This window comes from Loktanella sp. DJP18 (genome assembly GCF_049310965.1).
Classification (GTDB): domain Bacteria; phylum Pseudomonadota; class Alphaproteobacteria; order Rhodobacterales; family Rhodobacteraceae; genus Loktanella.
Map to the genome: position 1 here is coordinate 14,377 of NZ_JBMERN010000018.1, position 21,004 is coordinate 35,380.

16 protein-coding genes and 1 pseudogene are annotated in these 21,004 nt (G+C 65.9%); 6 read left to right on the plus strand and 11 right to left on the minus strand.

Annotated elements, in window-relative coordinates:
• Positions 1 to 104 precede the first annotated feature (104 nt).
• Positions 105 to 929, plus strand: a complete 825-nt coding sequence (locus ACOI1H_RS07545) for a phosphogluconate dehydrogenase C-terminal domain-containing protein (protein WP_422436339.1) — start codon at positions 105 to 107, stop codon at positions 927 to 929.
• Here the strand turns inward: ACOI1H_RS07545 and nanR are convergent.
• Positions 922 to 1,641 carry a transcriptional regulator NanR gene (nanR, locus tag ACOI1H_RS07550; protein ID WP_422436341.1) on the minus strand — a complete coding sequence of 240 codons (720 nt, stop codon included), beginning with the start codon at positions 1,639 to 1,641 and terminating at the stop codon, positions 922 to 924. The genes ACOI1H_RS07545 and nanR overlap by 8 nt on opposite strands.
• Positions 1,642 to 1,761: 120 nt before the next feature.
• Here nanR and ACOI1H_RS07555 point away from each other — a divergent pair, with 120 nt between their 5' ends.
• From ACOI1H_RS07555 to ACOI1H_RS07565, 3 genes are all read left to right on the plus strand, one after another.
• On the plus strand, positions 1,762 to 3,105 hold the full coding sequence (locus tag ACOI1H_RS07555; RefSeq protein ID WP_422436342.1) for a four-carbon acid sugar kinase family protein: 1,344 nt from the start codon (positions 1,762 to 1,764) through the stop codon (positions 3,103 to 3,105).
• On the plus strand, positions 3,102 to 4,364 hold the full coding sequence (locus tag ACOI1H_RS07560; RefSeq protein WP_422436343.1) for a ribulose-bisphosphate carboxylase large subunit family protein: 1,263 nt from the start codon (positions 3,102 to 3,104) through the stop codon (positions 4,362 to 4,364). Before ACOI1H_RS07555 ends, ACOI1H_RS07560 begins: the two co-directional genes overlap by 4 nt.
• 94 nt (positions 4,365 to 4,458) lie before the next feature.
• Positions 4,459 to 5,016, plus strand: coding sequence for a L,D-transpeptidase (locus ACOI1H_RS07565; protein ID WP_422436344.1), 558 nt, complete (start codon positions 4,459 to 4,461; stop codon positions 5,014 to 5,016).
• 58 nt (positions 5,017 to 5,074) lie between these two features.
• On the opposite strand, the gene ACOI1H_RS07570 is transcribed toward ACOI1H_RS07565, so the two are convergent.
• The 3 genes from ACOI1H_RS07570 to ACOI1H_RS07580 are packed head-to-tail and all read right to left on the minus strand — an operon-like array spanning position 5,075 to position 7,668.
• The gene (locus ACOI1H_RS07570) at positions 5,075 to 6,172 is read right to left on the minus strand and encodes a C45 family autoproteolytic acyltransferase/hydolase (RefSeq protein ID WP_422436346.1); all 1,098 of its coding nucleotides are present in this window, start codon (positions 6,170 to 6,172) and stop codon (positions 5,075 to 5,077) included.
• Positions 6,169 to 7,212 (minus strand): alpha/beta hydrolase family esterase, encoded by a 1,044-nt coding sequence (locus ACOI1H_RS07575; RefSeq protein ID WP_422436347.1) that lies wholly within the window; start codon positions 7,210 to 7,212, stop codon positions 6,169 to 6,171. Before ACOI1H_RS07575 ends, ACOI1H_RS07570 begins: the two co-directional genes overlap by 4 nt.
• A 39-nt stretch (positions 7,213 to 7,251) precedes the next feature.
• Positions 7,252 to 7,668 carry a CopG family transcriptional regulator gene (locus ACOI1H_RS07580; RefSeq protein WP_422436348.1) on the minus strand — a complete coding sequence of 139 codons (417 nt, stop codon included), beginning with the start codon at positions 7,666 to 7,668 and terminating at the stop codon, positions 7,252 to 7,254.
• A gap of 167 nt (positions 7,669 to 7,835) precedes the next feature.
• Between ACOI1H_RS07580 and ACOI1H_RS07585 the strand changes: the two are divergent.
• Positions 7,836 to 9,123: pseudogene (locus ACOI1H_RS07585) on the plus strand (PQQ-dependent sugar dehydrogenase).
• Positions 9,124 to 9,135: 12 nt separating this feature from the next.
• Here the strand turns inward: ACOI1H_RS07585 and ACOI1H_RS07590 are convergent.
• The 5 genes from ACOI1H_RS07590 to pobA all read right to left on the minus strand — a co-directional run bounded on the left by ACOI1H_RS07590 (position 9,136) and on the right by pobA (position 18,228).
• Positions 9,136 to 10,023, minus strand: a complete 888-nt coding sequence (locus tag ACOI1H_RS07590) for a transglutaminase family protein (RefSeq protein ID WP_422436350.1) — start codon at positions 10,021 to 10,023, stop codon at positions 9,136 to 9,138.
• Between the two features lie 4 nt (positions 10,024 to 10,027).
• A complete protein-coding gene (locus ACOI1H_RS07595; protein ID WP_422436352.1) occupies positions 10,028 to 12,454 on the minus strand; it encodes a circularly permuted type 2 ATP-grasp protein in 2,427 nt (808 codons plus the stop codon).
• The gene (locus ACOI1H_RS07600; protein WP_422436354.1) at positions 12,412 to 15,759 is read right to left on the minus strand and encodes a DUF2126 domain-containing protein; all 3,348 of its coding nucleotides are present in this window, start codon (positions 15,757 to 15,759) and stop codon (positions 12,412 to 12,414) included. Before ACOI1H_RS07600 ends, ACOI1H_RS07595 begins: the two co-directional genes overlap by 43 nt.
• A 104-nt stretch (positions 15,760 to 15,863) precedes the next feature.
• The gene (locus ACOI1H_RS07605) at positions 15,864 to 16,865 is read right to left on the minus strand and encodes a zinc-binding metallopeptidase family protein (RefSeq protein ID WP_422436356.1); all 1,002 of its coding nucleotides are present in this window, start codon (positions 16,863 to 16,865) and stop codon (positions 15,864 to 15,866) included.
• 193 nt (positions 16,866 to 17,058) lie between these two features.
• Positions 17,059 to 18,228: a 4-hydroxybenzoate 3-monooxygenase gene (gene pobA, locus ACOI1H_RS07610; RefSeq protein WP_422436357.1), complete on the minus strand. Its 1,170-nt coding sequence runs from the start codon at positions 18,226 to 18,228 to the stop codon at positions 17,059 to 17,061.
• A 78-nt stretch (positions 18,229 to 18,306) separates the two neighbouring features.
• Here pobA and ACOI1H_RS07615 point away from each other — a divergent pair, with 78 nt between their 5' ends.
• The gene (locus ACOI1H_RS07615) at positions 18,307 to 19,134 is read left to right on the plus strand and encodes a helix-turn-helix domain-containing protein (RefSeq protein ID WP_422436359.1); all 828 of its coding nucleotides are present in this window, start codon (positions 18,307 to 18,309) and stop codon (positions 19,132 to 19,134) included.
• Positions 19,135 to 19,170: 36 nt separating this feature from the next.
• Here the strand turns inward: ACOI1H_RS07615 and ACOI1H_RS07620 are convergent, their stop codons facing one another.
• Together ACOI1H_RS07620 and ACOI1H_RS07625 are read right to left on the minus strand one after the other, a co-directional pair.
• A complete protein-coding gene (locus ACOI1H_RS07620; protein WP_422436361.1) occupies positions 19,171 to 19,947 on the minus strand; it encodes an ATP-binding cassette domain-containing protein in 777 nt (258 codons plus the stop codon).
• Positions 19,947 to 20,957: an ABC transporter permease gene (locus ACOI1H_RS07625; protein ID WP_422436363.1), complete on the minus strand. Its 1,011-nt coding sequence runs from the start codon at positions 20,955 to 20,957 to the stop codon at positions 19,947 to 19,949. The genes ACOI1H_RS07620 and ACOI1H_RS07625 overlap by 1 nt, the downstream gene beginning before the upstream one ends.
• Positions 20,958 to 21,004 lie beyond the last annotated feature (47 nt).

Here is a 21,004-nt window from a genome sequence, read left to right on the forward strand (position 1 = left end):
GGATGTTCCATCGGTCCCTGCGATTGGTGCAGGTTGATCCCGATTGACGTCGGCACGACAACTTATCATACCAGTTGACAAGATCACATAAGGGAGGGGCGGGCATGAAGCTGGCATTGTTCGGGGCAGGCGGAAAGATGGGCGTGCGGTCGGCTCGCAATCTGACGAAGACGGATTTCGACGTCGCCCACGTCGAGGTGTCGGAGGCCGGGCGGACCCGGCTGAAAGACGCCATCGGTGTCGACTGCGTGTCCGCCGACGTTGCGCTGAAGGGCACCAAGGTCGTCGTGCTGGCCGTGCCGGATACCTTCATCAGGCAGGTCGCGGCGCAGATCATCGACCGGGTGGAACCGGGGGCGATGATCGTCTGCCTGGACGCGGCAGGTCCCTTTGCAGGGCATCTGCCGGCGCGGGACGATGTGACCTATTTCGTGACGCACCCTTGCCATCCGCCGATCTACAACGACGAGTCGACGCCGGAAGGGCGGCGCGACTACTTTGGCGGGGTCGCGGCGCAGCAGGGAATCGTGAACGCGCTGATGCAGGGGCCAGAGGAACACTACGCCATCGGCGAAAAGGTCGGGCGCGCGCTCTATGCGCCCGTCGCCCGCAGTCACCGTGTCACGGTCGAGCAGATGGCCCTACTGGAGCCGGGCCTGTCGGAAACCGTCTGTGCCTCACTTCTCGACGTGATGAGAGAGGCGATGGACGAGGTCGTCGCGCGGGGTGTGCCGAAGGAAGCCGCCCGCGATTTCCTGCTGGGTCACATGAACATCCTGGGTGCCGTGATCTTCGGTCAGGTAGAGGGCGTGTTTTCGGACGCCTGCAACAAGGCCATCCAGTTCGGCAAGCCCGCGCTGATGCGCGACGACTGGAAACGGGTGTTCGAGCCGGAGGAAATTGCCGCCAGCATCCAGCGGATCACCTAGGGGCGTGCCTGATCTGATCGGCAGAGCGTTCGAGATGCACCCGCATCAGGCGTGCTGCTTCATCCCCATTGCCTTGTGCAATGGCGCCGATGATCTGCGCATGTTCGGTCAGGGTGACATCCTCTTGCCCTGACCGGATCAATTGCGCCGTGTGATAGCGGAACAGCCAGTGCAGCATCGCGTCGGATACGGCGCTGATGATCGGATTGCCGGCAATGCCCGCAATCGCCCGGTGCAGCGCGATATCGGCCGCGACAAAGGCACCGGGGTCGCCAAGTTGCGCCACTTGCGCCGCATGAAGATCGCGCAGCCGGGCGATGTCGGGGTCCGTCCGCCGCTCGGCGGCCTGACGGACCATCCCGACCTCGAACAACAGGCGCGCGGACTTCAGATGGTCCAGATTTTCGGGCACCGCCGACAGCAGAAGTTGCGCGATGGCGTCGGCTTGCTGCATCGCAAGGCTGGCGTCCAGCGGGTTCACGCGGCTGCTTTGGCCATGTGATACGGTGATCAGGCCCATCGTGTGCATGGTCTGCAACGCCTCGCGGACGGCCGGTCGCCCGACGCCGAACCGGTCCATCAGGGCGCGTTCCGAGGGCATCGGGTCGTCTGGCCTGATTTCACCGCTCAGGATCATCTGGCGCAGACGGTCGAAGACTTCGTCCGACAGCTTGCGGCGCACGATCCTGTCCTGTGAGGTCTCGTTGGGCATGGGTTCCAGCGTCCTTTGCACCGCACTATCGGACATGGGCTCGGGGCAGGCAATGCGATATCAGGTTGACCACTGGTATGATGAGTCGATAAGTCCGCTGCAACGGATGAAGGAGGCCCCGTGACGCGTCTGATTGCATGGCTGGGCGACGATTTCACCGGTGCCGCCGCCGTGATGGAGGCGTTGGCCTTCGCCGGTCTGCCCGCCGTCCTGTTCCTTGACCCGCCCACGCCTGACCAGATTGCGACATTTCCGGCGGACGCCAGCATCGGCATTGCCAGCATGGCGCGCACGCAATCGCCCGACTGGATGGAGGCGAATCTGCCGGACCTTTTTTCGGTCCTGCGCGGCACCGGTGCGGCATTGCTGCACTACAAGGTCTGTTCCACCCTCGATTCCGCGCCGCACATCGGGTCCATCGGGCGCGCGATGGAGATCGGGGCGCAGATGACGGGCGCGCAGGTCGTGCCGATCGTCGTGGCGGCCCCGCAGATGCGGCGGTATCAGGCTTTCGGGCATCTGTTCGCAGGTGCGCCGCAGGGGGTGTTCCGGCTCGACCGGCACCCTGTCATGGCGAATCATCCGGTGACGCCGATGGCCGAATCCGATGTCGCCGCGCATCTCGCGCGGCAGACGGACATGCCTGTTGGATGCCTTGATCTGGAAATGCTGCATGATCCGGTTGCTGCCGCGCGTGCCTTCACCGATGGGCCGACAGCGCGCGGCCTGACCTGCGACATGATGGGACCGTCCGACGAGGCGGCAGTCGGCACTCTGATCTGGACGCACCGGGGCGAGAACCCCTTTGTCGTCGGTTCACAGGGGGTCGAATATGCCCTCATCGCGCATCTGCAAGCCACCGGCGCATTGGACCCCGCACCCCGCGTCGCCAGTGCCGGACGGGTGAACCGGATGGCGGTGGTGTCCGGCTCGGTCTCGGGCATCACGGCGGACCAGATCGGCTGGGCGGCGCAGCACGGTTTTGCCACGATCCCCTTCGCCGCCGAGGCGGTCTGCAGCGATCCGGCCACGCTAGCCGACACCGAGGCCCGGTGCCTTGCGGTGGCATTGGCCGCGCTGGACCGGGGTCAGGTTCCGCTGATCCAATCGGCCGCCGGACCGCAGGACGCCGGCATTGCACGGCTGACGCAGGCGGCGGCGGGCCGCGACATGACGCAGGTGAACGATGCGATCGGCAAAAGCCTCGGGCGGATGCTGCGGGCGCTGGTGGACCGGGCGCGACTGACGCGTGTCGTGGCCTCTGGCGGCGACACTTCGGGCCATGTGACGCGGGCGTTGGATGTCTTCGCGCTGACGGCGCTGGCTCCGACCATTCCGGGTGCCGCGTTGTGCAAGGCCCACGCGATGGGGGCGACACACGGGCTGGAGGTTGCCCTGAAAGGCGGCCAGATGGGCAGCGCCGACTATTTCGGCTGGATCAGGGATGGGGGCGGCGCGCGATGACCGACAGGTTGACGGCAACCTATGACATCGAAACCCCGGTGGGGCTGGACCGCGCCGCCGCCGTGCTGGCGGGCGAGCAGTCGACCGGCACCTTCGTGCGCCTTGCAGCCGAGACCGACGCCCTGCGAGACCGGTCGGCCGCGCGGATCGAAGGCATCGTCCAGACCGATGAGCGCGATCGCCCGTCGCTGCCCTGCCGCCTGTCCGGCACGACCTTCACGCGGGGGCGCGTCACGGTCAGCTGGCCCACCGGGACGTTCGGCACGTCCCTGCCGAACATCATGGCCACCGTGGCGGGCAACCTCTTCGAGCTTGCAGAGCTGAGCGCATGCCGCCTGCTGGACCTGCACATTCCCGACAGCGTCACTGCGGGTAATCCGGGGCCACAATTCGGCATCGCGGGCACCCGCGCGCTGATGGGCGTCGTGACCGGGCCGATGATCGGGACCATCGTGAAACCGAGCGTCGGGCTGAGCGTAGACGAGACGGCGGCGCTGGCGGCGACGCTGGCCCCTGCGGGCATCGATTTCATCAAGGACGACGAGTTGCAGGGCAACGGCCCCTTCAACCCGCTGCCCGACCGCGCACGTGCCGTGATGCGGGTGCTGAACGATCATGCCGAAGGGACAGGGCGCAAGGTGATGTATGCCTTCAACATCACGGACGAGATCGACGCGATGAAGCGTCACCTCGACCTGCTGGCGCGACTGGGTGCGACCTGTGCGATGGTGTCCTTGCAGTCCGTCGGTCTGGCGGGGCTGCGGGCGGTGCGCGACCACGCGGCGCTGCCGATTCACGCGCACCGCAACGGCTGGGGCCTGCTGTCGCGGTCCCCCGACATCGGGATCGCCTTTCCCGCGATGCAAAAGCTGTGGCGCATGGCGGGCGCGGACCATCTGCATGTGAACGGTCTGAATAACAAGTTCACCGAAGACGATGCGACCGTGATCGCCTCGGCCCGTGCGGTGCAGTCGCCTGTCGGTGCCGCTGGTCCGGGGGCCGTGCCGGTCTTCTCTTCGGGTCAGACGATCTGGCAGATCGGCCCGGCGGCACAGGCGCTGGGCAATGACGATTTCCTGTTCTGCGCCGGTGGCGGCATCATGAGCCACCCGGCCGGTCCGGCGGCGGGGATCGTGGCGCTGCGGCAGGCCGCAGAGGCGCATGGGTCCGGTCGCGACATCCGCGATCATGCGCGCGATCACCCGGAACTTGCTGCAGCACTGGCGGCGTTCAAAGCCCCGCAAATCGCAGGAACGTGACCGATTTTCTCTGCCGTGGCTTGCCGTTTCATGGTATGGGCTGCGCCAACGGGCACCGCGAAGCCGGGCTTGGGCAGAAGACAGGAATTTCCTCATGACACAGACATTCACACGACGCACGGCGCTGGGCATCGCCCTTGGCGGTCTGGCAGCCCCGACATTGTTGCGCGCACAGGAACTGCCCGGCGGCGTGACCCGCAACGTGGCGGCCTTTCGCACCTACGGGTGGCAGGACCATTTCGACGCGCTTTCGGGAATGCCGATGCTTGTCGCGGACACGCAGGCCCGCGCATTGCACTACTGGGATGCAGATGGCATCGACTACCGCGTCTATCCTACCTCCGTTCCCAAGACCGATGAGCTGACGAAGCGTGGCTATACCGAGATCGTGCGCAAGAAGGTCGGACCGGACTGGACCCCGACGCAGTCGCAACGCGAGCGTTTCGGCTGGGAATACATTCCGCCGGGGCCGGACAGCCCGATGGGCACGCATGCGATGTATCTGGGCTGGCCCGCCTATGCGATCCACGGCACCCATGACACGCGCAAGATCGGCCGCCCGTCGTCGGACGGCTGCATCGGCCTGTATAACGAGAAGATCGCTGAACTGTTCGAGTTGTGCCCGATCGGGTCCAAGGTCCGCGTCATCTGACTTCGGCCCCATGCCGGGCAAAGGGCCGCCGGGGATGACCCCGGCGGCCCTTTTCGTTTCAGGCCGGTAAGTAGGTCTCGATCGCGCGGCCTTGACCCGCGGCATAGTCGTTGGCGACCTGCGTCCAGTCGATCCGCGCTGCCGCAGTCCAATCCGGTTGACCCTTTCCGACATCATCCGCCGTGCCGCTGAGATAGGTCACGACGCGCTGGCCGTCGCGAAAATCGTCAAGGCTTTGCGACCAGGTGCCTTCGGGCAAAGTCAGCTCCAGCGTCAGCGCCCTGGGGTCATAGGCGGCGGTGAACAGCGTGCCAAAGCCCGCTGTGTAGCGGTCCTGCAGCAACGGCGCGCGGCGGAAATGATGCGACAGGGTCCGGGGGGCCGCGCGCAGCCCGCGCAGGTGGCCGTGGCGTTCGTGAGTGCGGGTGAACGCGGGGCGATCCGGTTGCGATCCATCGCTTTGATGATTGGTTGCGATGGCCTGCGGCATCCGCCGTGCGCCGCCCCCCGGCGAGAGTTCGACGCTGGCGGTGTCGCCACCCGCATCCGCGATCACGACGTTGTAGGCCATGTGCGACGGCACACGGTCCAGCACGGCAAGCGCCTGTTCCACCGTGTCGCAGGTTTCCAGGACGTAGCGCAGGATCGTCGTGATGCCGAAGCCACGCCCGGTCTGCGTGCGCCCGCCGTAGGCCAACGCGATGGACAGGCCCGCGTCGTTGATCCCGTCTGACAGGCCCCACAGGAATTCGACCATCCCCATGACCCGCCGTCCGGTCCAGGCGGTGTGCAGCATCAGGCCCTCGTTCAGATCGGGCGACAGGTCGTAGTTGCGCACCAGCCGCACGTCGGTCCCGTCCGACAGGGCCGCCAGCGAACAGCCGCCAAGGTATTGCGGCGGGCACCAGGTCGACAGGAACCGCGCGGCGCGATCGCCGCCGCCGGCAAGGGCGCACAGGCGGTCGTAGGTCGCCAGCAGCTCTGGCATGTGATCGGCGATGGCCGATCGGCATTCCGCACGGCTGGGTCCGGCGTCGCCGCCGCGGGCAACGAACCACGGCTCGTAGGCGGGCCAGGATCGCGCCCAGCGGGCCGCCCATTTCGGGCCGGGGGTCGCCTCGGACACGGCGTCGAAGGTCAGGGTCATTGCGGTCATGTCAGCGCCTTTCCGGTCGTCTCGAAGAAGAAGCGCAGCATCTCGGCGCTCGCATCGGGGCCCTTGGCGTCGGTATAGCTGCCGCCGGGTTGTCCGCCGGACCAGGCGTGGCCCAGCCCGTCGACGACCCAATGTTCCAGCACCGCACGACTTTTCATGTCGGCAGAGGTGCGCAGGTGCCAGCCGCGCCCATTTGTGGTGCCCGTTGCCTCTGTCTCGATGGTCTGGCCGGTCCGGCTGACGGCGTGGGCGGCGATGCGCTGACCGTTCACCGGATTGACGGTGCTGTCCCCCGTGCCGTGGAACACGATGGTCGGGATCGCCGGTCCGTCGGGTGCCGCAACGTCCGCCCCTTGACCGCCCATCGCGGCAAAGGCTGACGGCACGTCCCGCGCGGCGGAATAGGGCAACCCGGAGTGTGCACCGACAGCGGCGAAGACGTCGGGGTAGGTCTGACCCAGGATCACGGCCATCGCGGCCCCGGCGGACAGCCCGGCGACAAAGGTCAGGTCCGCGCCGATGCCGTGCTGCGCCGCGATCTCTTGCGTCATGCCGGCCAAGATCGCGGGTTCGCCCTTGTCGCGCAATTGGTCGCCCCGGCTGAACCAGTTCCAGCAGGACTGCGCGTTGTCGCCGCGCGATTGCTGCGGGTAAAGCACGATGAAGCCGTCCCGGTCCGCCAATGCGTTCATGCCCGTCCCGGTGGCGAAATCCGCCGGGTTCTGCGTGCAGCCGTGCAGCATGACGACCAACCCCTTTGCCCCGTCCTTTGCAGAGGACGGCACGTGCACCAGGTAATCCCGGTGACCGGACGCACAGGTAAAGGTGCCAGCTGTCATGCCGTGGGGCATCGCGCCCGAGCGGTCGGTCATGCCGGTCCATTGGGACAGGTCGGGCATCGCCATACGGGGCAGCCCGGAGGGCATGCTGCCCGTCGTGATCCCGTTCTGCGCCAGCGTTCTGCTGACAAGGTCGTTGGCAGCGGCAAGGCGTGCATCACCGGTCGCCGGGCGCATAGCGCTTGCGTTGAACTTGAACATTTTTTCTTCCTTGTGATGGCCCGCGTCGGGGCCGAAAAATTACTGGATCCGGTCGGCGAGGGCCGCCTTCACTTCTGCGCTGGCCTGAAGCGCGCCCAGCACGGTGATCGAACCGATCGTGGCCAGCGCCAGCTCTGGCGTGACGTCACCGGCGATGCGGGCAAGCCCCACCACCTTCACATGCAGCACCTCGCCGGCGCGTTGCAGGCTTTCAAGGTCCGCGCGGGTGTAGTCGCGCAGCCCCAATTCCATCGTGTGCCGCTCGATGGATTTTGCGACCGCCTCGGTGTGAGTGCCAAGCTGGTTGCGGATCGCCGTGCGGATGAAGTCCGTCCGGTTGGAATAGAACCCTTCCTGCACCAGAAGATCGACGCGCCCCAGATCGACGTAACCGAGGTTGATCGTGATCTTCTCGCTGTCGGGTGTCTTTTCGCGCAGCTGTCTGATGTTGCTCATGGTCCAATTCTCCATCTGTATGGATGGTATATGGATGTCACGTCCTGCCGCACAACCCCTGCGCCGCGCATTGTCGAAAGAACGCGCCAACCCTTGCGGTTTCGCAAGATTGACGATTGTATCGCGCGGTGCCGCGATGGGCACGCAGATGACAGGGAACGACACGCATGGACTTCATGGCACGCGCAACGGCACTGGTGGGCGGCACGATGGTGATGATGCGTCGCATGTCCGCCCCGCGCGAACAGGCCTTCGGCAACAGCCCCACGATCCCCGAGGCGAAGAAGCAGGGCCTGATGACGCTGAAGATGCCGACGGCACAGGGCTGGGGGCAGGGACAGACGCCGACCCCAGCGCCGGGTTTGGCGGTCAATGCCTTTGCCAGTGACCTGCTGCACCCGCGCTGGATCGAGGTTCTGCCGAATGGCGACGTCCTCGTCGCCGAGGCACTGCAGGAGGCGGGCAAGCCCACCAGTCTGATGGACCGGGCGATACAGGCGACCATGCGTCGCGCCCGTGCACTGGGCATCAGCGCGAACCGGATCACCCTGTGGCGCGATGCGGATGGCGACGGCGTAGCCGAGGAGCGGCACGTCTTCCTTGAGAACCAGAGGCAGCCCTTCGGCATGGCGCTGGTGGACGGCACCTTCTACGTCGGCAACACGGACGGCATCGTGGCCTTCGACTATACGGATGGCGCGACAAGCCTGACCGGTCCGGGGCGCAAGCTGGTGGATTTCAAGCCCGGCGGCCACTGGACGCGCAGCCTGATCGTCTCGCCCGACCGCACAAAGATCTACGCCGGCGTCGGATCGCTGACCAACATCGCGGACGAAGGGCTCGCGGCCGAGGATGGCCGCGCCTGCATCTGGGAACTGGACCTTGCGACCGAAAAGGCGCGCGTCTTTGCCACCGGCCTGCGCAACGCGGTCGGCATGGCGTGGGAGCCTGCGACTCAGGCGCTATGGACCGTGGTGAACGAACGCGACGGATTGGGGGATGAAACGCCGCCCGACTACCTGACGCGCGTGCAGGACGGTGGATTCTACGGCTGGCCGTTCTGCTACTGGGGTCAGATCGTGGACGACCGTGTGCCGCAGAACCGTGACCTCGTGGCGCGGGCGATCACGCCCGACTACGCCTTGGGCGGACATACGGCCTCGCTGGGTCTGCTGGGTGCCGGACGGCACGCTGCCCGGCTTCGGCGCAGGCATGGCGATCGGCCAGCATGGGTCGTGGAACCGGTCGACCCTGTCCGGCTACCGGCTGATCCATGTGCCGTTCAAGGACGGTAAACCCTCTGGTCCGTCGCGGGACATCCTGTCGGGCTTTCTGTCCGCGGATGAAAAGGTGTCCTACGGGCGGCCCGTCGGGGTGACGGTGGGCGCTGACGGCAAGTCGCTGCTGATGGCGGACGACGTGGGCGATGTCATCTGGCGCGTCACAGGGGCCTGACACCTCGAGGGCCTATGCCCCTTCGTCCAAGGGGATCACGTCAACCGACTGGCGGCTGCGCTGGCCGCCGGTGACGCGCAGGATGCCCCGGATCGGCGGCACGTCGTCGTAGTCGCGCCCATAGGCCACGACGATATGCGACGCGTCCGCGATCCGGTCGTTGGTGGGGTCGAACGCCAGCCAGCCCGCCTGCGGCCCGCACCAGGCCCGTACCCAGGCGTGCATGGCATCGGCCCCTTCCAGTCGCGGCTTGCCCTTGGGCGGGCGCGTGCGCAGATAGCCGCTGACATAGCCCGCCGGTATCCCGATCCCGCGCAGGCACGCGATCAGGATGTGGGAATAGTCCTGACAAACGCCGTGCCGCTTGGCAAACGCCTCTGACGCCGGGGTGTCGACGGTGGTGGCCTTGGCGTCAAAGGTCATGGCGGCGCACAGTGCGCGACCGACGGCCACGACAGCCTGTGCGGCATCCATGCCCGGCGAGATCTGGCTGCGGGCAAAGCGGATCATCGCCGGGTCATGCGGCACGCGGGACGAGGTCGCGATGTAGTGGACTGGGCTGTCCGGCCCCATGTCGCGGCAATCGGACAGGGCCGCTGCCAGACGGTCCAGAGACAGCGCCCCGGCGGACATGTCGCCCGCAGCGTGTCGTTCGACCCGCGCCGTGACCGCGACCTCGACCGCGTTGTGCGATCCGTCGATCGCGAAATCGACCGTCGCGTTGCCGAAGAAGTCGGTCCGGTCGTGGCGCTGACCGGGCAGGGGGTGCAAACGCAGCAGACCCGCGACCAGACGCTGTTCCGGCCCGAGATCGCGCGGCATGACGCAGACCAAGTGCCGACCCGACGACGCGGCCCCTGCGTAGTCGTAGGCGATGGTCAGGCGTATGTCGTAGATCATGGCATCAGTGCAGGAATGCGGCGTTCAGCGTGACCGACAGCGCCCAGATATCCGACAGCGCCTTGCGCAGCGCGGCGGTGTCCAGCGTGTCGACGGTGTGGACGGCGAACGCTGTCTGCAAGATGCGCACCCCACGTTCGAAATCCGTGATGTGTCCCTGCGGCGCATCGTGGGTCATGTCGGCGACGCGCACCAGCAGCGCGTCAAGCTGGAAGCGGATCGCGCGCGGATTGCAGGGATCAAGTGCCAGCAGGTCGATGACGGTGTCGCGGCTGATGCCCATCGCATAGCGCTGGCGGTGGACGATGATGCTGTCGCCGATCTCGACCGCGAGGTCGAGCGCGCCGCCGGGTGCAGCGGGATCGGCCAGATCCGCCAGTAGCCCCGCGGTCATCGCGGCACGTTCCAAGGCGCGCCCGACGGACAGGAACTGCCAGCCGGCGCTGCGATACATGTTCTCATGCGTCAGACCGGCAAAGCCGGCTGCCTTGCGCAGCAGGACCCCGGTGGCCAGGGCCGCATCGTCGCCGGGCCGCGCGGTGACCTGCATCCGGGACAGGGTCTTGTCCATGTCGGTCAGGGCCGCCCAACCGTCGACGCTGAACCGGTCGCGGATCTGGCTGGCGGACCGCACGGCGGACCACAGGGTCTGGCGCAGCCCGTCGGGGATCGGCGCTGCGGCCTCTACCCCGTAACGGTCCAGCATCTCGACAATCAGGTCGGGCAGGGCACCACGCACGCCTTCGGACCGACGCCCGTGATAGGCCCTCAGCAGGCGCAGCAGGCCCTCCGTCCGCTCGATATAGCGGCCAAGCCAGAACAGGTTGTCGGCCGCCCGGCTGGGCAGCGCCTCCGGCGTGGCGCGGGTGAATGGCGTTGCGGGGTCAGAGACCAGCAGCGTCGGCGTGGCAACGGGACGGTCCGCGACGACCCAGACGTCCGCCACAGCGCCGCCGCGGCGCATCGACACGGCGGATGTGTCGCGCCCCGTCCCGATCCGCGCAAAGCCGCCGGGCATGACCTGCCAACCGTCCGCCCCCCGTGCCAGAAAGACCCGCAGGGTCATGGGGCGTGGCACCAGCGCGCCCTTTTCGTAAACGGGCGTCGTGGACAACGTCACGAGTTCCTTGGCCATCAGGTTCTGTGCGTTTGCGGACAGCCAGGGGGCGACCTTTTCGCCTTGGGCCCCGAACATCGACCCGCCGATCGCATGGGCGGCCTGCGTGTCATAGGGCATCCGGGTGGCCAGGGCCGGGCCGATCATCATGCGCGAGGCGTGGCGCTGCACATGCTCCAGCTCTCGCGGTTGGCCGCACCACCAGGTCGCGACGTTGGGCAACTTCAGGTCCGCGCCGGTCAGGACCTGCGCGATGGACGGCAGGAAGGCCATCAGCGCCTGAGTCTCCAGCACGCCGACGCCCAGCGCATTGACCATCGTCACATGCCCTTCGCGGATCGCCGAGATCAGGCCCGGCGTGCCGAGGCGGCTGTCGCTGCGCAGTTCCAGCGGGTCGGACCAGATGCCGTCCATCCGGCGCCAAAGGACTTCGACAGGGATCAGGCCCTTGACCGTACGCACGAAAAGTCGCCCGTCGCTGGCGGTCAGATCGCCGCCTTCCAGCAGCGACAGGCCAAGGTAGCGCGCGATATAGGCTTGTTCGTAATAGGTATCCGTCAGCGGTCCCGGCGTCAGGATGCCGACACGGCTGTCCGGGCTATCCTTCAACCCGGTCAGCGCCTGCCGGAAATCCTGAAAGAACCCGGCAAGGCGGTGCACGTTCGCCCGTTCGAACAGGTCGGGAAAGACATGGGTCGCGGCGATCCGGTTTTCCAGTGCGAAACCGGCACCCGAGGGGGCATCGGTCAGGTCTTGCAGAACCCACCAGCGGCCGTCGGGGCCGCGCCCCAGTTCGAAGGCGCAGAAGTGCAGGAAGTGTCCGCCGCGCGGGCGTGTGCCGACCAACGGACGCAGCCATTCCGGGTTGGACGCGATCAGTTGCGCAGGCAAGTGACCGTCGGCGACAAGCCGGTTGGGGCCATAGAGGTCAGCGGCCACCTGTTCCAGCAGGTCGGCGCGCTGGATCAGGCCATCGCCGATGGTGTCCCAGTCGGTCTGGGACAGCACCACGGGGATCGGGCTGTACGGCCAGTTCCGGCTGGCCGCCGTCTGGTCGCCATACTTGCGAAAGAACACGCCTGCATTCGCAAGGTGCTGTTCGCCCCGTGCAAAGGCGGTGGCCGCGTCGTTGCGCGTCAGCCCCGACAGATGGTCGATCAGCGGTGCCCAGCCGGACCGCATCCGCCCCTGCGTGTCGCACAACTCGTCCGGGACTCCGGGTAGTGGTCGATAGGCGTCGAAAAGCGAACGCTGCACCGAAGGGTCGGGCGTCACAGTCCGGGCTTGCGGCGCAGATCGAGCGTCATCGGACATGAGGGATGCGGCGTTTCCGGGAGGGGTTCATAGTCCCCGGCACTATGGCCATGCGGTTCGAACCGGGCAAGGCGGCGCGCCTCCGCCTCGTTCCCGTTGACGGGGAATGTATCATAATTGCGTCCCCCCGGATGTGCGACGTGGTAGGTGCAGCCGCCGATCGCGCGACCCGTCCACGTGTCATAGATGTCAAACGTCAAGGGCGCGTTTACAGGCAACTTCGGATGCAGGGCAAGCGGCGGCTGCCACGCCTTGAACCGCACGGCGGCGACGCTTTCGCCGTTTCGCCCCGTCGGCTGCATCGGCATCGCCCGCCTGTTGCAGGTGACGGTATAGCGGCCGGGATCGGTCGCGGTCAGCTTGGCCTGCAGACGTTCGACGGAACTGTCGGTATAACGCACGGTGCCGCCGATGGCCCCGGTCTCGCCCATGACGTGCCAGGGTTCCAGCGCTTGCCGGATTTCCAGATGCACGCCCTCCACGGTGATCTCGCCGCAGAACGGGAAACGGAATTCTGCCTGCGCCTTGAACCAGTCGGGGTCGAGGTCGAAGCCATGCTGCTTGAGGTCGGCCAGCACTTCAAGAAAGTCCTGCCAGACCATTTCGGGCAGCATGAAACGGTCCAGCAGGGTCGTGCCCCAGCGGGTCAGCCTGCCCTTGATCGGGGCCTTCCACATGCGCGCGATCAGGGCGCGGATCAGCAGTTGCTGTGCAAGGGACATGCGCGGATTGGGCGGCATCTCGAACCCGCGAAACTCTACCAGACCCAGCCGCCCGGTGGGGCCGTCCGGGGAATAAAGCTTGTCGATGCAGATTTCCGCCCGGTGTGTGTTGCCGGTGACGTCCACCAGCAGGTTGCGGAGCAGACGGTCGGTCAGCCAGGGGGCGGGCACGTCGCCTTCCTCCGGCGTACGGATCTGGTCGAGGGCGATTTCCAGCTCATAGAGGCTGTCCATCCGGGCCTCGTCGATACGCGGGGCCTGAGAGGTCGGACCAATGAAAATGCCAGAAAAGAGGTAGGACAGCGAAGGGTGCCGCTGCCAGTGCAGGATGATCGACCGCATCAGGTCCGGCCGGCGCAGGAACGGGCTGTCGGCGGGGGTGACGCCGCCCACGACGACGTGGTTGCCGCCGCCGGTGCCGGTGTGGCGGCCGTCGATCATGAACTTGTCGGCACCAAGGCGCAGTTGCCGCGCCTCTTCATAGACCACTTCGGTGGTGTTCACGACGTCATCCCAAGTGTGGGCCGGGTGGATGTTGACCTCGATCACGCCGGGGTCGGGGGCGACGCGGATCACGTTCAGGCGCGGGTCGGACGGTGGGCCGTAGCCTTCGATATGCACCGGCACGCCCAGCTTTTTCGCCGCAGCCTCGGCAGCACCGACGAGTTCGAGGTAATCCTCCACCTCTTCCACCGGCGGCATGAAGATGCACAGCCGCCCGTCGCGCGGTTCGACCGACACGGCGGTCCGCACACGGCCCTTCAGGTCGCTGATGACCTGCTCGGTGCGATCCTGCACCGGCTCGCTTGCAGTAAAGCTGGCGCGGAGTTGCTCTGGAATTTCCTCTGATCGCGGGTCGGGGGCGGGGGTCTGCCCGGCCTGCACGTCGCGCGACGGCAGGGGGCCGCGGTCCTGCATCGGGTCGCCGACGATGACATGCGGATAGGCGGCCTCTGGAATATGTTCCAGCGACCCCAGCGGCAGGCGATATCCGACGGGGCTGTCGCCGGGGACAAGGAACAGGTGGCCGCGCCGCATCTCCCAGACCTCGGACAGCCATTGCGACTTGGCCTGCACCTGCCACTTCTGGACCGGGAGGACGTAGCCCGAAGGTTCCGTCAGGCCGCGGGCAAAGACGCGGGCCATGCGATGACGCGCCTCGGCGTCCTTCAGCGCGTTGTTTTCGGGTGTGACGTTGATCGGCAGGTTGCCTTCCTTCAGCACCCAATCGGCCGGGTCCTCATAGGCGGGCAGGACGTTGGCGGGCGGCACGCCCAGCGTTTCGGCCATGCTTTGCAGCACGGCCTTGGCCTGTTCCTTCGTGGCACCCGTGGCATCCTCTGCCGCAATCAGGTCGGGATCGACCCAGATCGGCGCGCCGTCGCGCCGCCAATAGAGCGAAAACGTCCAGCGCGGCAGTGTCTCGCCCGGATACCACTTGCCTTGCCCGTAGTGCAGGAAACCGCCGGGGGCAAAGCGCGCCTGCAAACGGCGGATCAGTTTGTCGGCAAAGACGCGTTTGGTCGGACCGACGGCACCGGTGTTCCACTCCTCCGCCTCGAAGTCGTCGATGGACACGAAGGTCGGCTCTCCGCCCATGGTCAGGCGCACGTCGCCGTCGGCCAGCGCCTTGTCGACCGTGTGGCCAAGCGCGTTCAGCTTGTCCCAGGCGGCGTCGGAAAACGGTTTTGTGATGCGCGGGTGTTCGGCCACGCGGGTGACGGTCATGTCGAAATCGAACGTGACTTCGGCATAGCTCGCCATGCCCGAAATCGGTGCGGCATTGCTGTAATGCGGCGTCGCGGCCAGCGGAATGTGGCTTTCGCCGGTCAGAAGGCCGGACGTCGGATCGAGGCCGACCCAGCCCGCACCGGGCAGGTAGACCTCGCACCAGGCGTGCAGGTCGGTGAAATCCACCTCGGTACCTTGCGGACCGCTGACGGCCTTCAGATCGGGCTTCAGCTGAATCAGGTAGCCGGAGACGAACCGCGCGGCCAGTCCCAGATGCCGCAGAAGGTTGACCAGCAGCCAGCCGGTGTCGCGGCACGACCCCTTGGCCAGTTGCAGCGTCTCCTCCGGCGTCTGCACGCCGGGTTCCATGCGGACGATGTAGCCGATGTCGCGGGCCAGACGGGCGTTCAGGCCGACGACGAAGTCGATGGTGCGCTGCGGGTCGCGGCTGATGGCGGCGAGGTAGTCGCGGAACAGCGGTCCTTCGTCCGTCGTGCGCAGGTAGATCGACAGGTCGTCGCGGATCGCCTCGGGATAGGCAAAGGGAAACTCCTGCGCCGTGTCCTCCACGAAGAAGTCGAAAGGATTGTAGACGCTCATGTCCGCGACCAGATCGACCTCGATCTTCAGCTCGTCCACCGGGTCGGGAAAGACATAGCGGGCCTGCCAGTTGCCGTAGGCGTCCTGCTGGTAGTTCACGAAGTGGTTCGCCGGCGTGACCTTCAGGCTGTGGCTCAGGACCGGCGTGCGGCTGTGAGGCGCGGGGCGCAGGCGGATGATCTGGGGGCCGAGCGTGACGGGGCGATCGTATTTGTAATGGGTCAGGTGGCGGATCGCGGCAAGGATCGACATGGGCTACCTTTCGAAGATGTTGACACCGATCTTTCCACGATGCGCGCCACACCTCCACCCGCATTCGCGCGCATGGCGGGCAGATCGCCGAGACTGCTCAAATCTCAGGCGACTTTCGCGGCATGGATCAGATCGTTGATGAATTGCAGCTTGGCCATGACAGGCTTGTTCAGGACGAAAGGATAAAGGTCCGGCTGCCCCATCGCCCGGTTCATGTTATTCAGCGCGACAGTGACCGGCACCCAGGCCTCGATCACCGGCTGCACCTCGGTCGCGGTATAGGCGTCCTCGGTCACCTGCCGCCCGTCCAGCGCCATTTCATAGGCGGCGGCCGTTTCAATCCCGTCGGCGATATGCATCCAGTGCGCCCAGGTCTCGGCAAAATCCTCCCAGGGGTGGGATGTCGCGTAGGCGCTGATGTGGCTTTGCTGCCAGCCGACCGGGGCGCCGTTGTCGTAGTGTCTTTGCAGTGCCGTGGCGTAGTCCGCCCGTTCATCGCCGAAAAGCTCGCGATAGCGGTCGATCTGCGGGCTGCCTTCGACGAGCATCGCCCAGTAGAAATGGCCGACCTCGTGCCGCATGTGACCGATCAGCGTGCGGTAGGGTTCGTCCATCGCGGTCCGCCGCGCGACCCGCACGTCATCGTCACTTTCGGCGATGTTGATGGTGATCAACCCGCTTTGATGGCCGGTCATCACGGGGGTCACGCCGTTCGGCCCCTGCCGGTCGGCAAGGAAATCGAACGCGAGGCCCAGGTTCGGGTCCTGCAGGCGCGTCGGACGCGGCAAATTCCAGCGGATCAGGCCGTAGATCAGCTTGCGTTTGGCCAGTTCGACCTCGCGCCAGCGCAGGGTATTGCCGGCCATGCTGGCATCGGGGACGATGTGGTTGTGCTGGCAGGCCAAGCAAAAGCTGCCCGGCGTCGCCACGACGGCCAGCCAGTTGCAGCCCGCATCGGGCGCATTGGCGCACAGCACGACATCGGGGCCGACAGCCTGCATCGTCATGGCGTTGGCGTCGAAGCCAAGCCGCGTGCCGCAGTTCACGCAGGACTGGTTGCGAAAGTGGACCTCTTTCGCACAGGTGGGACAGGTAAATCGTTTCATCGTTCAGGCGCGCCGTTCAGGTCAGAGAACCGAACGTAGTCCGTGGGCGGACTTGGGCAACGGGCTCTCCGCATCGCGATCGCCGGTCCTTGAGCACGGTGCGATCTTCATGCTGTTCGCCGTGCGTCTTGCGGTGTTCATGTCGTTCAGCACGGGGCTGGGGCCGACGGTGATCCGCGACGGCGATGTGGCGCTAGAACGGCAGGCCGACGTAATTCTCGGCCAGATTGCGCTGTGCCGACACCGAGGTCTGAAGATGTCGCAGTTCTGCGTCCTGAATGGCCTGATCGAAAGGCGTCTGTTCGGGAAAACGGTGCATCGTGGTGGTGAACCACCAGCTGAACCGGATCGCGTTCCAGACCCTTGCCAAGGCGGTCCGCGAATAGCCGTCGATGCCGCTGTCGTCGCCCTGCGCGTAATGCAGCTTCAGCGCTTCGAACAGGTAATGGACGTCGGATATGGCCAGGTTCAGGCCCTTGGCCCCGGTCGGCGGCACGATATGCGCGGCGTCCCCCACAAGGAACAGCCTGCCCCAGCGCATCGGATCGGCGACGTAGGAACGCAGCGGCGCGATGGATTTTTCGATGCTGGGACCGGTCACCAGGGCCTCGGCGGCGTCATGTGGCAGGCGGCGGCGCAACTCGTCCCAGAACGCGTCATCGGTCCATCTGTCCAGCGGGTCATCGACCGGGGCCTGAATGTAATACCGGCTAAGCTGCGGGTTGCGCATGGACGCGAGGGCAAAGCCGCGTGGGTGGTTGGCGTAGATCAACTCGTGGCTGACCGGCGGGGTTTCCGACAGTACGCCGAGCCAGCCGAAGGGATAGACCCGTTCGTATTCCGTCAGCACGTCCTTGGGGATCGCCTGCCGGGACGGGCCGTGGAACCCGTCGCAGCCCGCCACGAAATCGCAGTCGATCCGATGCTCTGCACCGTCCAGCGCATAAGTCACATAGGGGGAAGCGGTGTCGAGGTCGTGAGGCCGCGTGCCTTCGACCCGGTGAATGACGGTGCCGCCTGCCGCGTCGCGCGCGTCGTAAAGGTCGTGCGTCACCTCGGTCTGACCATAGACCATGACCCCCTTTCCGATCAGCGCATCGAAGTCGATGCGAAACCCGGTGTTCTGCAGGGCAAGGAAGGTGCCCGAATGAGGCAACCCTTCGACATGGACGCGGTCGGCGACCCCGGCCTGTTCCAGCATGGCGACGCTGCCGTATTCCAGCACGCCCGCGCGGATGCGCGACAGGACATGGTCGTGGGTCTGTCGTTCCAGAACGACGGACGCGATGCCTGCGCGGTCCAGCAATTGCGACAGCAGCAACCCCGATGGCCCACCGCCGATGATGCAGACCTGCGTGCGCATGAGCGTTTCCCTTTGTGGTGCAACCATGCAAATCTGGACCGGACCGGCCCCGAATACAGGCAGGATCGGAGCTTATACTTGGACGATGCAACCAGACCCAGCCCGGCGTTCGCGCTTTACGGCGAAGGCCGCATCTTTCCCGACGTCCTGCATTGCGAGACGATCACAGCCCGCGCATCGCGTCACGACTGGAAGATCGCGCGCCACAGGCATCCGGACCTGCACCAGTTCTTTCTGTTCGAAGCCGGTGCGGTGACGTTGCGGTTGCGTGGGGGCGACCGGGTGCTGACGCCGCCGGTGGTCATCTCGATGCCAAGTCAGTGCGACCACGGCTTTGCCTTCGCGGCCGGGACGGAAGGGTTGGTGGTCACCGTGCCGACAGCGACACTTCTGAACCAAGCCGTCCTGGATCTGGACCGGCTTCATGTCGGTGCCGTGCAGACGCGGGTGCTGTTGCTGTTTCAGGCGATCGCCAGCCGTCATGGGGCAGCTGGCGGTCAACGCGACACGGCACTGCGGGCGCTGAGCGTCGCACTGGCCTGCGATCTGGTCGGTGGCGACAAGCCGGCGACGGCCCGCAATCCGACCGCGACCCTGTTCGCAAGGTTCGAAGCCGCCATCCGCGATCATGCCCATGAAAACTGGCGGGTCGCCGACTATGCAGGTCATCTGGGCACATCGCCGACACAGTTGAACAGGGCGGTGCGGGCCCATTCGGATCAATCCGTACAGAGTGCCGTGCAAGCGTTTCAGCTGGGTGAGGCGGCCAGACGACTGGCCTATACCCGCCAGCCCGTCACCACGATTGCCTACGATCTGGGTTTTTCCGACCCGGCCTATTTTGCGCGCGTGTTTCGCAAGGGTCTGGGCGTATCGCCGCGGGCCTACCGCAAGCGGTTCGATTGAAGTGGCGGTCACCACGCGGGCGACCGCCGTGGCCGATTACGCCATTTCCATCTCCTGATCCGGCTCTTTCGCCCCGGTCATGTAGGCGACGGCATCGGACATGGAGTGGTTCTTGGGGTCGATGACGCACAGCCGCTTGCCCAGACGGTGGACGTGAATACGGTCTGCAACTTCGAAGACGTGCGGCATGTTGTGGCTGATCAGGATGATCGGCACGCCGCGCGACCGCACGTCCTGAATCAGCTCTAGCACCTTGCGGCTTTCCTTCACCCCCAGCGCCGCCGTCGGTTCATCGAGGATGATGACCTTCGACCCGAAGGCTGCCGCCCGCGCCACGGCAACGCCTTGCCGCTGGCCACCCGACAGCGTCTCGACCGCCTGATTGATGTTCTGAATCGTCATCAGGCCAAGGTCGCTCAGCTTCTGGCGGGCGAACTTCTCCATCGCGGGCCGGTCGAGCTGGCGCAGCCACTTGCCCCGGAACCCCGGTTTGCGCAGCTCGCGGCCCATGAACATGTTGTCGGTGATCGACAGGGCGGGCGACATGGCAAGCGTCTGGTAGACCGTCTCGATCCCCGCCTCGCGCGCCTCGATGGGCGAGGTGAAGCGGATCTTCTTGCCTTCAAGAAAGACTTCGCCGTCGTCCGGGATGATGGCCCCGGACACGGCCTTGATCAGGGATGACTTGCCGGCACCGTTGTCACCGATCACGGCAAGGATCTCTCCCGGATAAAGGTCGAAATCGCAGTGGTCGAGGGCAGTTACCTTGCCATAGCGCTTGACCAGATTGCGGCCCTTGAGAATGGGTTCCATTATGCAGACACCTTTCTGATCCATTGGTCCACGGCGACGGCGACGATGATAAGCGCGCCGATGAAGAGATAGGTCCACTGCGCATCAGCCCCGGCCAGGCGCAGGCCCAGCGTGAAGACACCGACGATCAGCGCGCCGAACAAGGCCCCCATGATCGACCCGCGCCCCCCGAAGAGGGAGATGCCGCCGATCACCACGGCTGTGATGGACTGGATGTTCGCCTCTTGCCCCGACGTGGGCGAGACCGAGCCGATGCGCCCGATCAGGGCCCATCCCGCAAAGGCGCAGATCAGACCGGCCAGTGCATAGACCGCGATCAGCGTCTGTCGCAAAACGTAGGCCAGGATGGCGACAAGAAGCAGCATGAAGATGACGCCGACGGTGAAGGTGGCACCGCCCTGACCGGCCTCGTCCGCGCCGATCTTGAAGGTCGTGCCAAAGAACTGAAGGATCGGTGCCTCGGTGCGGATTTCCTGACTGCGAATGGTCTCGTTCGCGGAATAAAGGAAGTTGGCGGCCAGGATGATCTGCCAGGTGCCCAGCGTCACGATGAAGGGCGGCAGCTTCATTTTTGCGACAAGCCAGCCGTTGCAGGCCCCCAGCGCGGTCCCGATCACAAGTCCGCAGAGGATCGAGATTTCGGCCGGTATACCGTAGCGAAAGGTGAACTGCCCCATGATCACCGACGACATGACCATGATGGCGCCGACCGAGAGATCGATGCCGGCGGTCATGATGACAAGCGACTGCGCGGCGGCGACGATGCCGACCAATTGCACCTGTTGCAGCACCAGCGTCAGGGAAGACGCGGAAAAGAACTTGCTGCCCAGCAGTGCTCCAAAGACCGCGATGGAGATGAGCAGCACGATCAGCGGCACCAGCGACGGCGTGACATGCAGCGCATGCTGCAACTGCTTCACGAAACTCTTGTGGTCGTCGCGGAACTCGGCAACCGATTCCTCGCGCCTGGCCTTGACCACGGATTCATAATCGTCGGACTGCGATGCCATTGCGTACCTCCTCCTCTAGCTGCGTGTGATGTGTCGCCGGTCGTGGC

Coding starts and splice junctions, on each gene's coding strand:
- ACOI1H_RS07565 (WP_422436344.1), top strand. CDS start 4,459: ATGACACAGACATTCACACGACGCACGGCGCTGGGCATCGCCCTTGGC.
- ACOI1H_RS07590 (WP_422436350.1), bottom strand. CDS start 10,023: ATGATCTACGACATACGCCTGACCATCGCCTACGACTACGCAGGGGCC.
- ACOI1H_RS07570 (WP_422436346.1), bottom strand. CDS start 6,172: ATGACCGCAATGACCCTGACCTTCGACGCCGTGTCCGAGGCGACCCCC.
- pobA (WP_422436357.1), bottom strand. CDS start 18,228: ATGCGCACGCAGGTCTGCATCATCGGCGGTGGGCCATCGGGGTTGCTG.
- nanR (WP_422436341.1), bottom strand. CDS start 1,641: ATGCCCAACGAGACCTCACAGGACAGGATCGTGCGCCGCAAGCTGTCG.
- ACOI1H_RS07595 (WP_422436352.1), bottom strand. CDS start 12,454: ATGTCCGATGACGCTCGATCTGCGCCGCAAGCCCGGACTGTGACGCCC.
- ACOI1H_RS07625 (WP_422436363.1), bottom strand. CDS start 20,957: ATGGCATCGCAGTCCGACGATTATGAATCCGTGGTCAAGGCCAGGCGC.
- ACOI1H_RS07575 (WP_422436347.1), bottom strand. CDS start 7,212: ATGTTCAAGTTCAACGCAAGCGCTATGCGCCCGGCGACCGGTGATGCA.
- ACOI1H_RS07605 (WP_422436356.1), bottom strand. CDS start 16,865: ATGAAACGATTTACCTGTCCCACCTGTGCGAAAGAGGTCCACTTTCGC.
- ACOI1H_RS07580 (WP_422436348.1), bottom strand. CDS start 7,668: ATGAGCAACATCAGACAGCTGCGCGAAAAGACACCCGACAGCGAGAAG.
- ACOI1H_RS07620 (WP_422436361.1), bottom strand. CDS start 19,947: ATGGAACCCATTCTCAAGGGCCGCAATCTGGTCAAGCGCTATGGCAAG.
- ACOI1H_RS07560 (WP_422436343.1), top strand. CDS start 3,102: ATGACCGACAGGTTGACGGCAACCTATGACATCGAAACCCCGGTGGGG.
- ACOI1H_RS07545 (WP_422436339.1), top strand. CDS start 105: ATGAAGCTGGCATTGTTCGGGGCAGGCGGAAAGATGGGCGTGCGGTCG.
- ACOI1H_RS07600 (WP_422436354.1), bottom strand. CDS start 15,759: ATGTCGATCCTTGCCGCGATCCGCCACCTGACCCATTACAAATACGAT.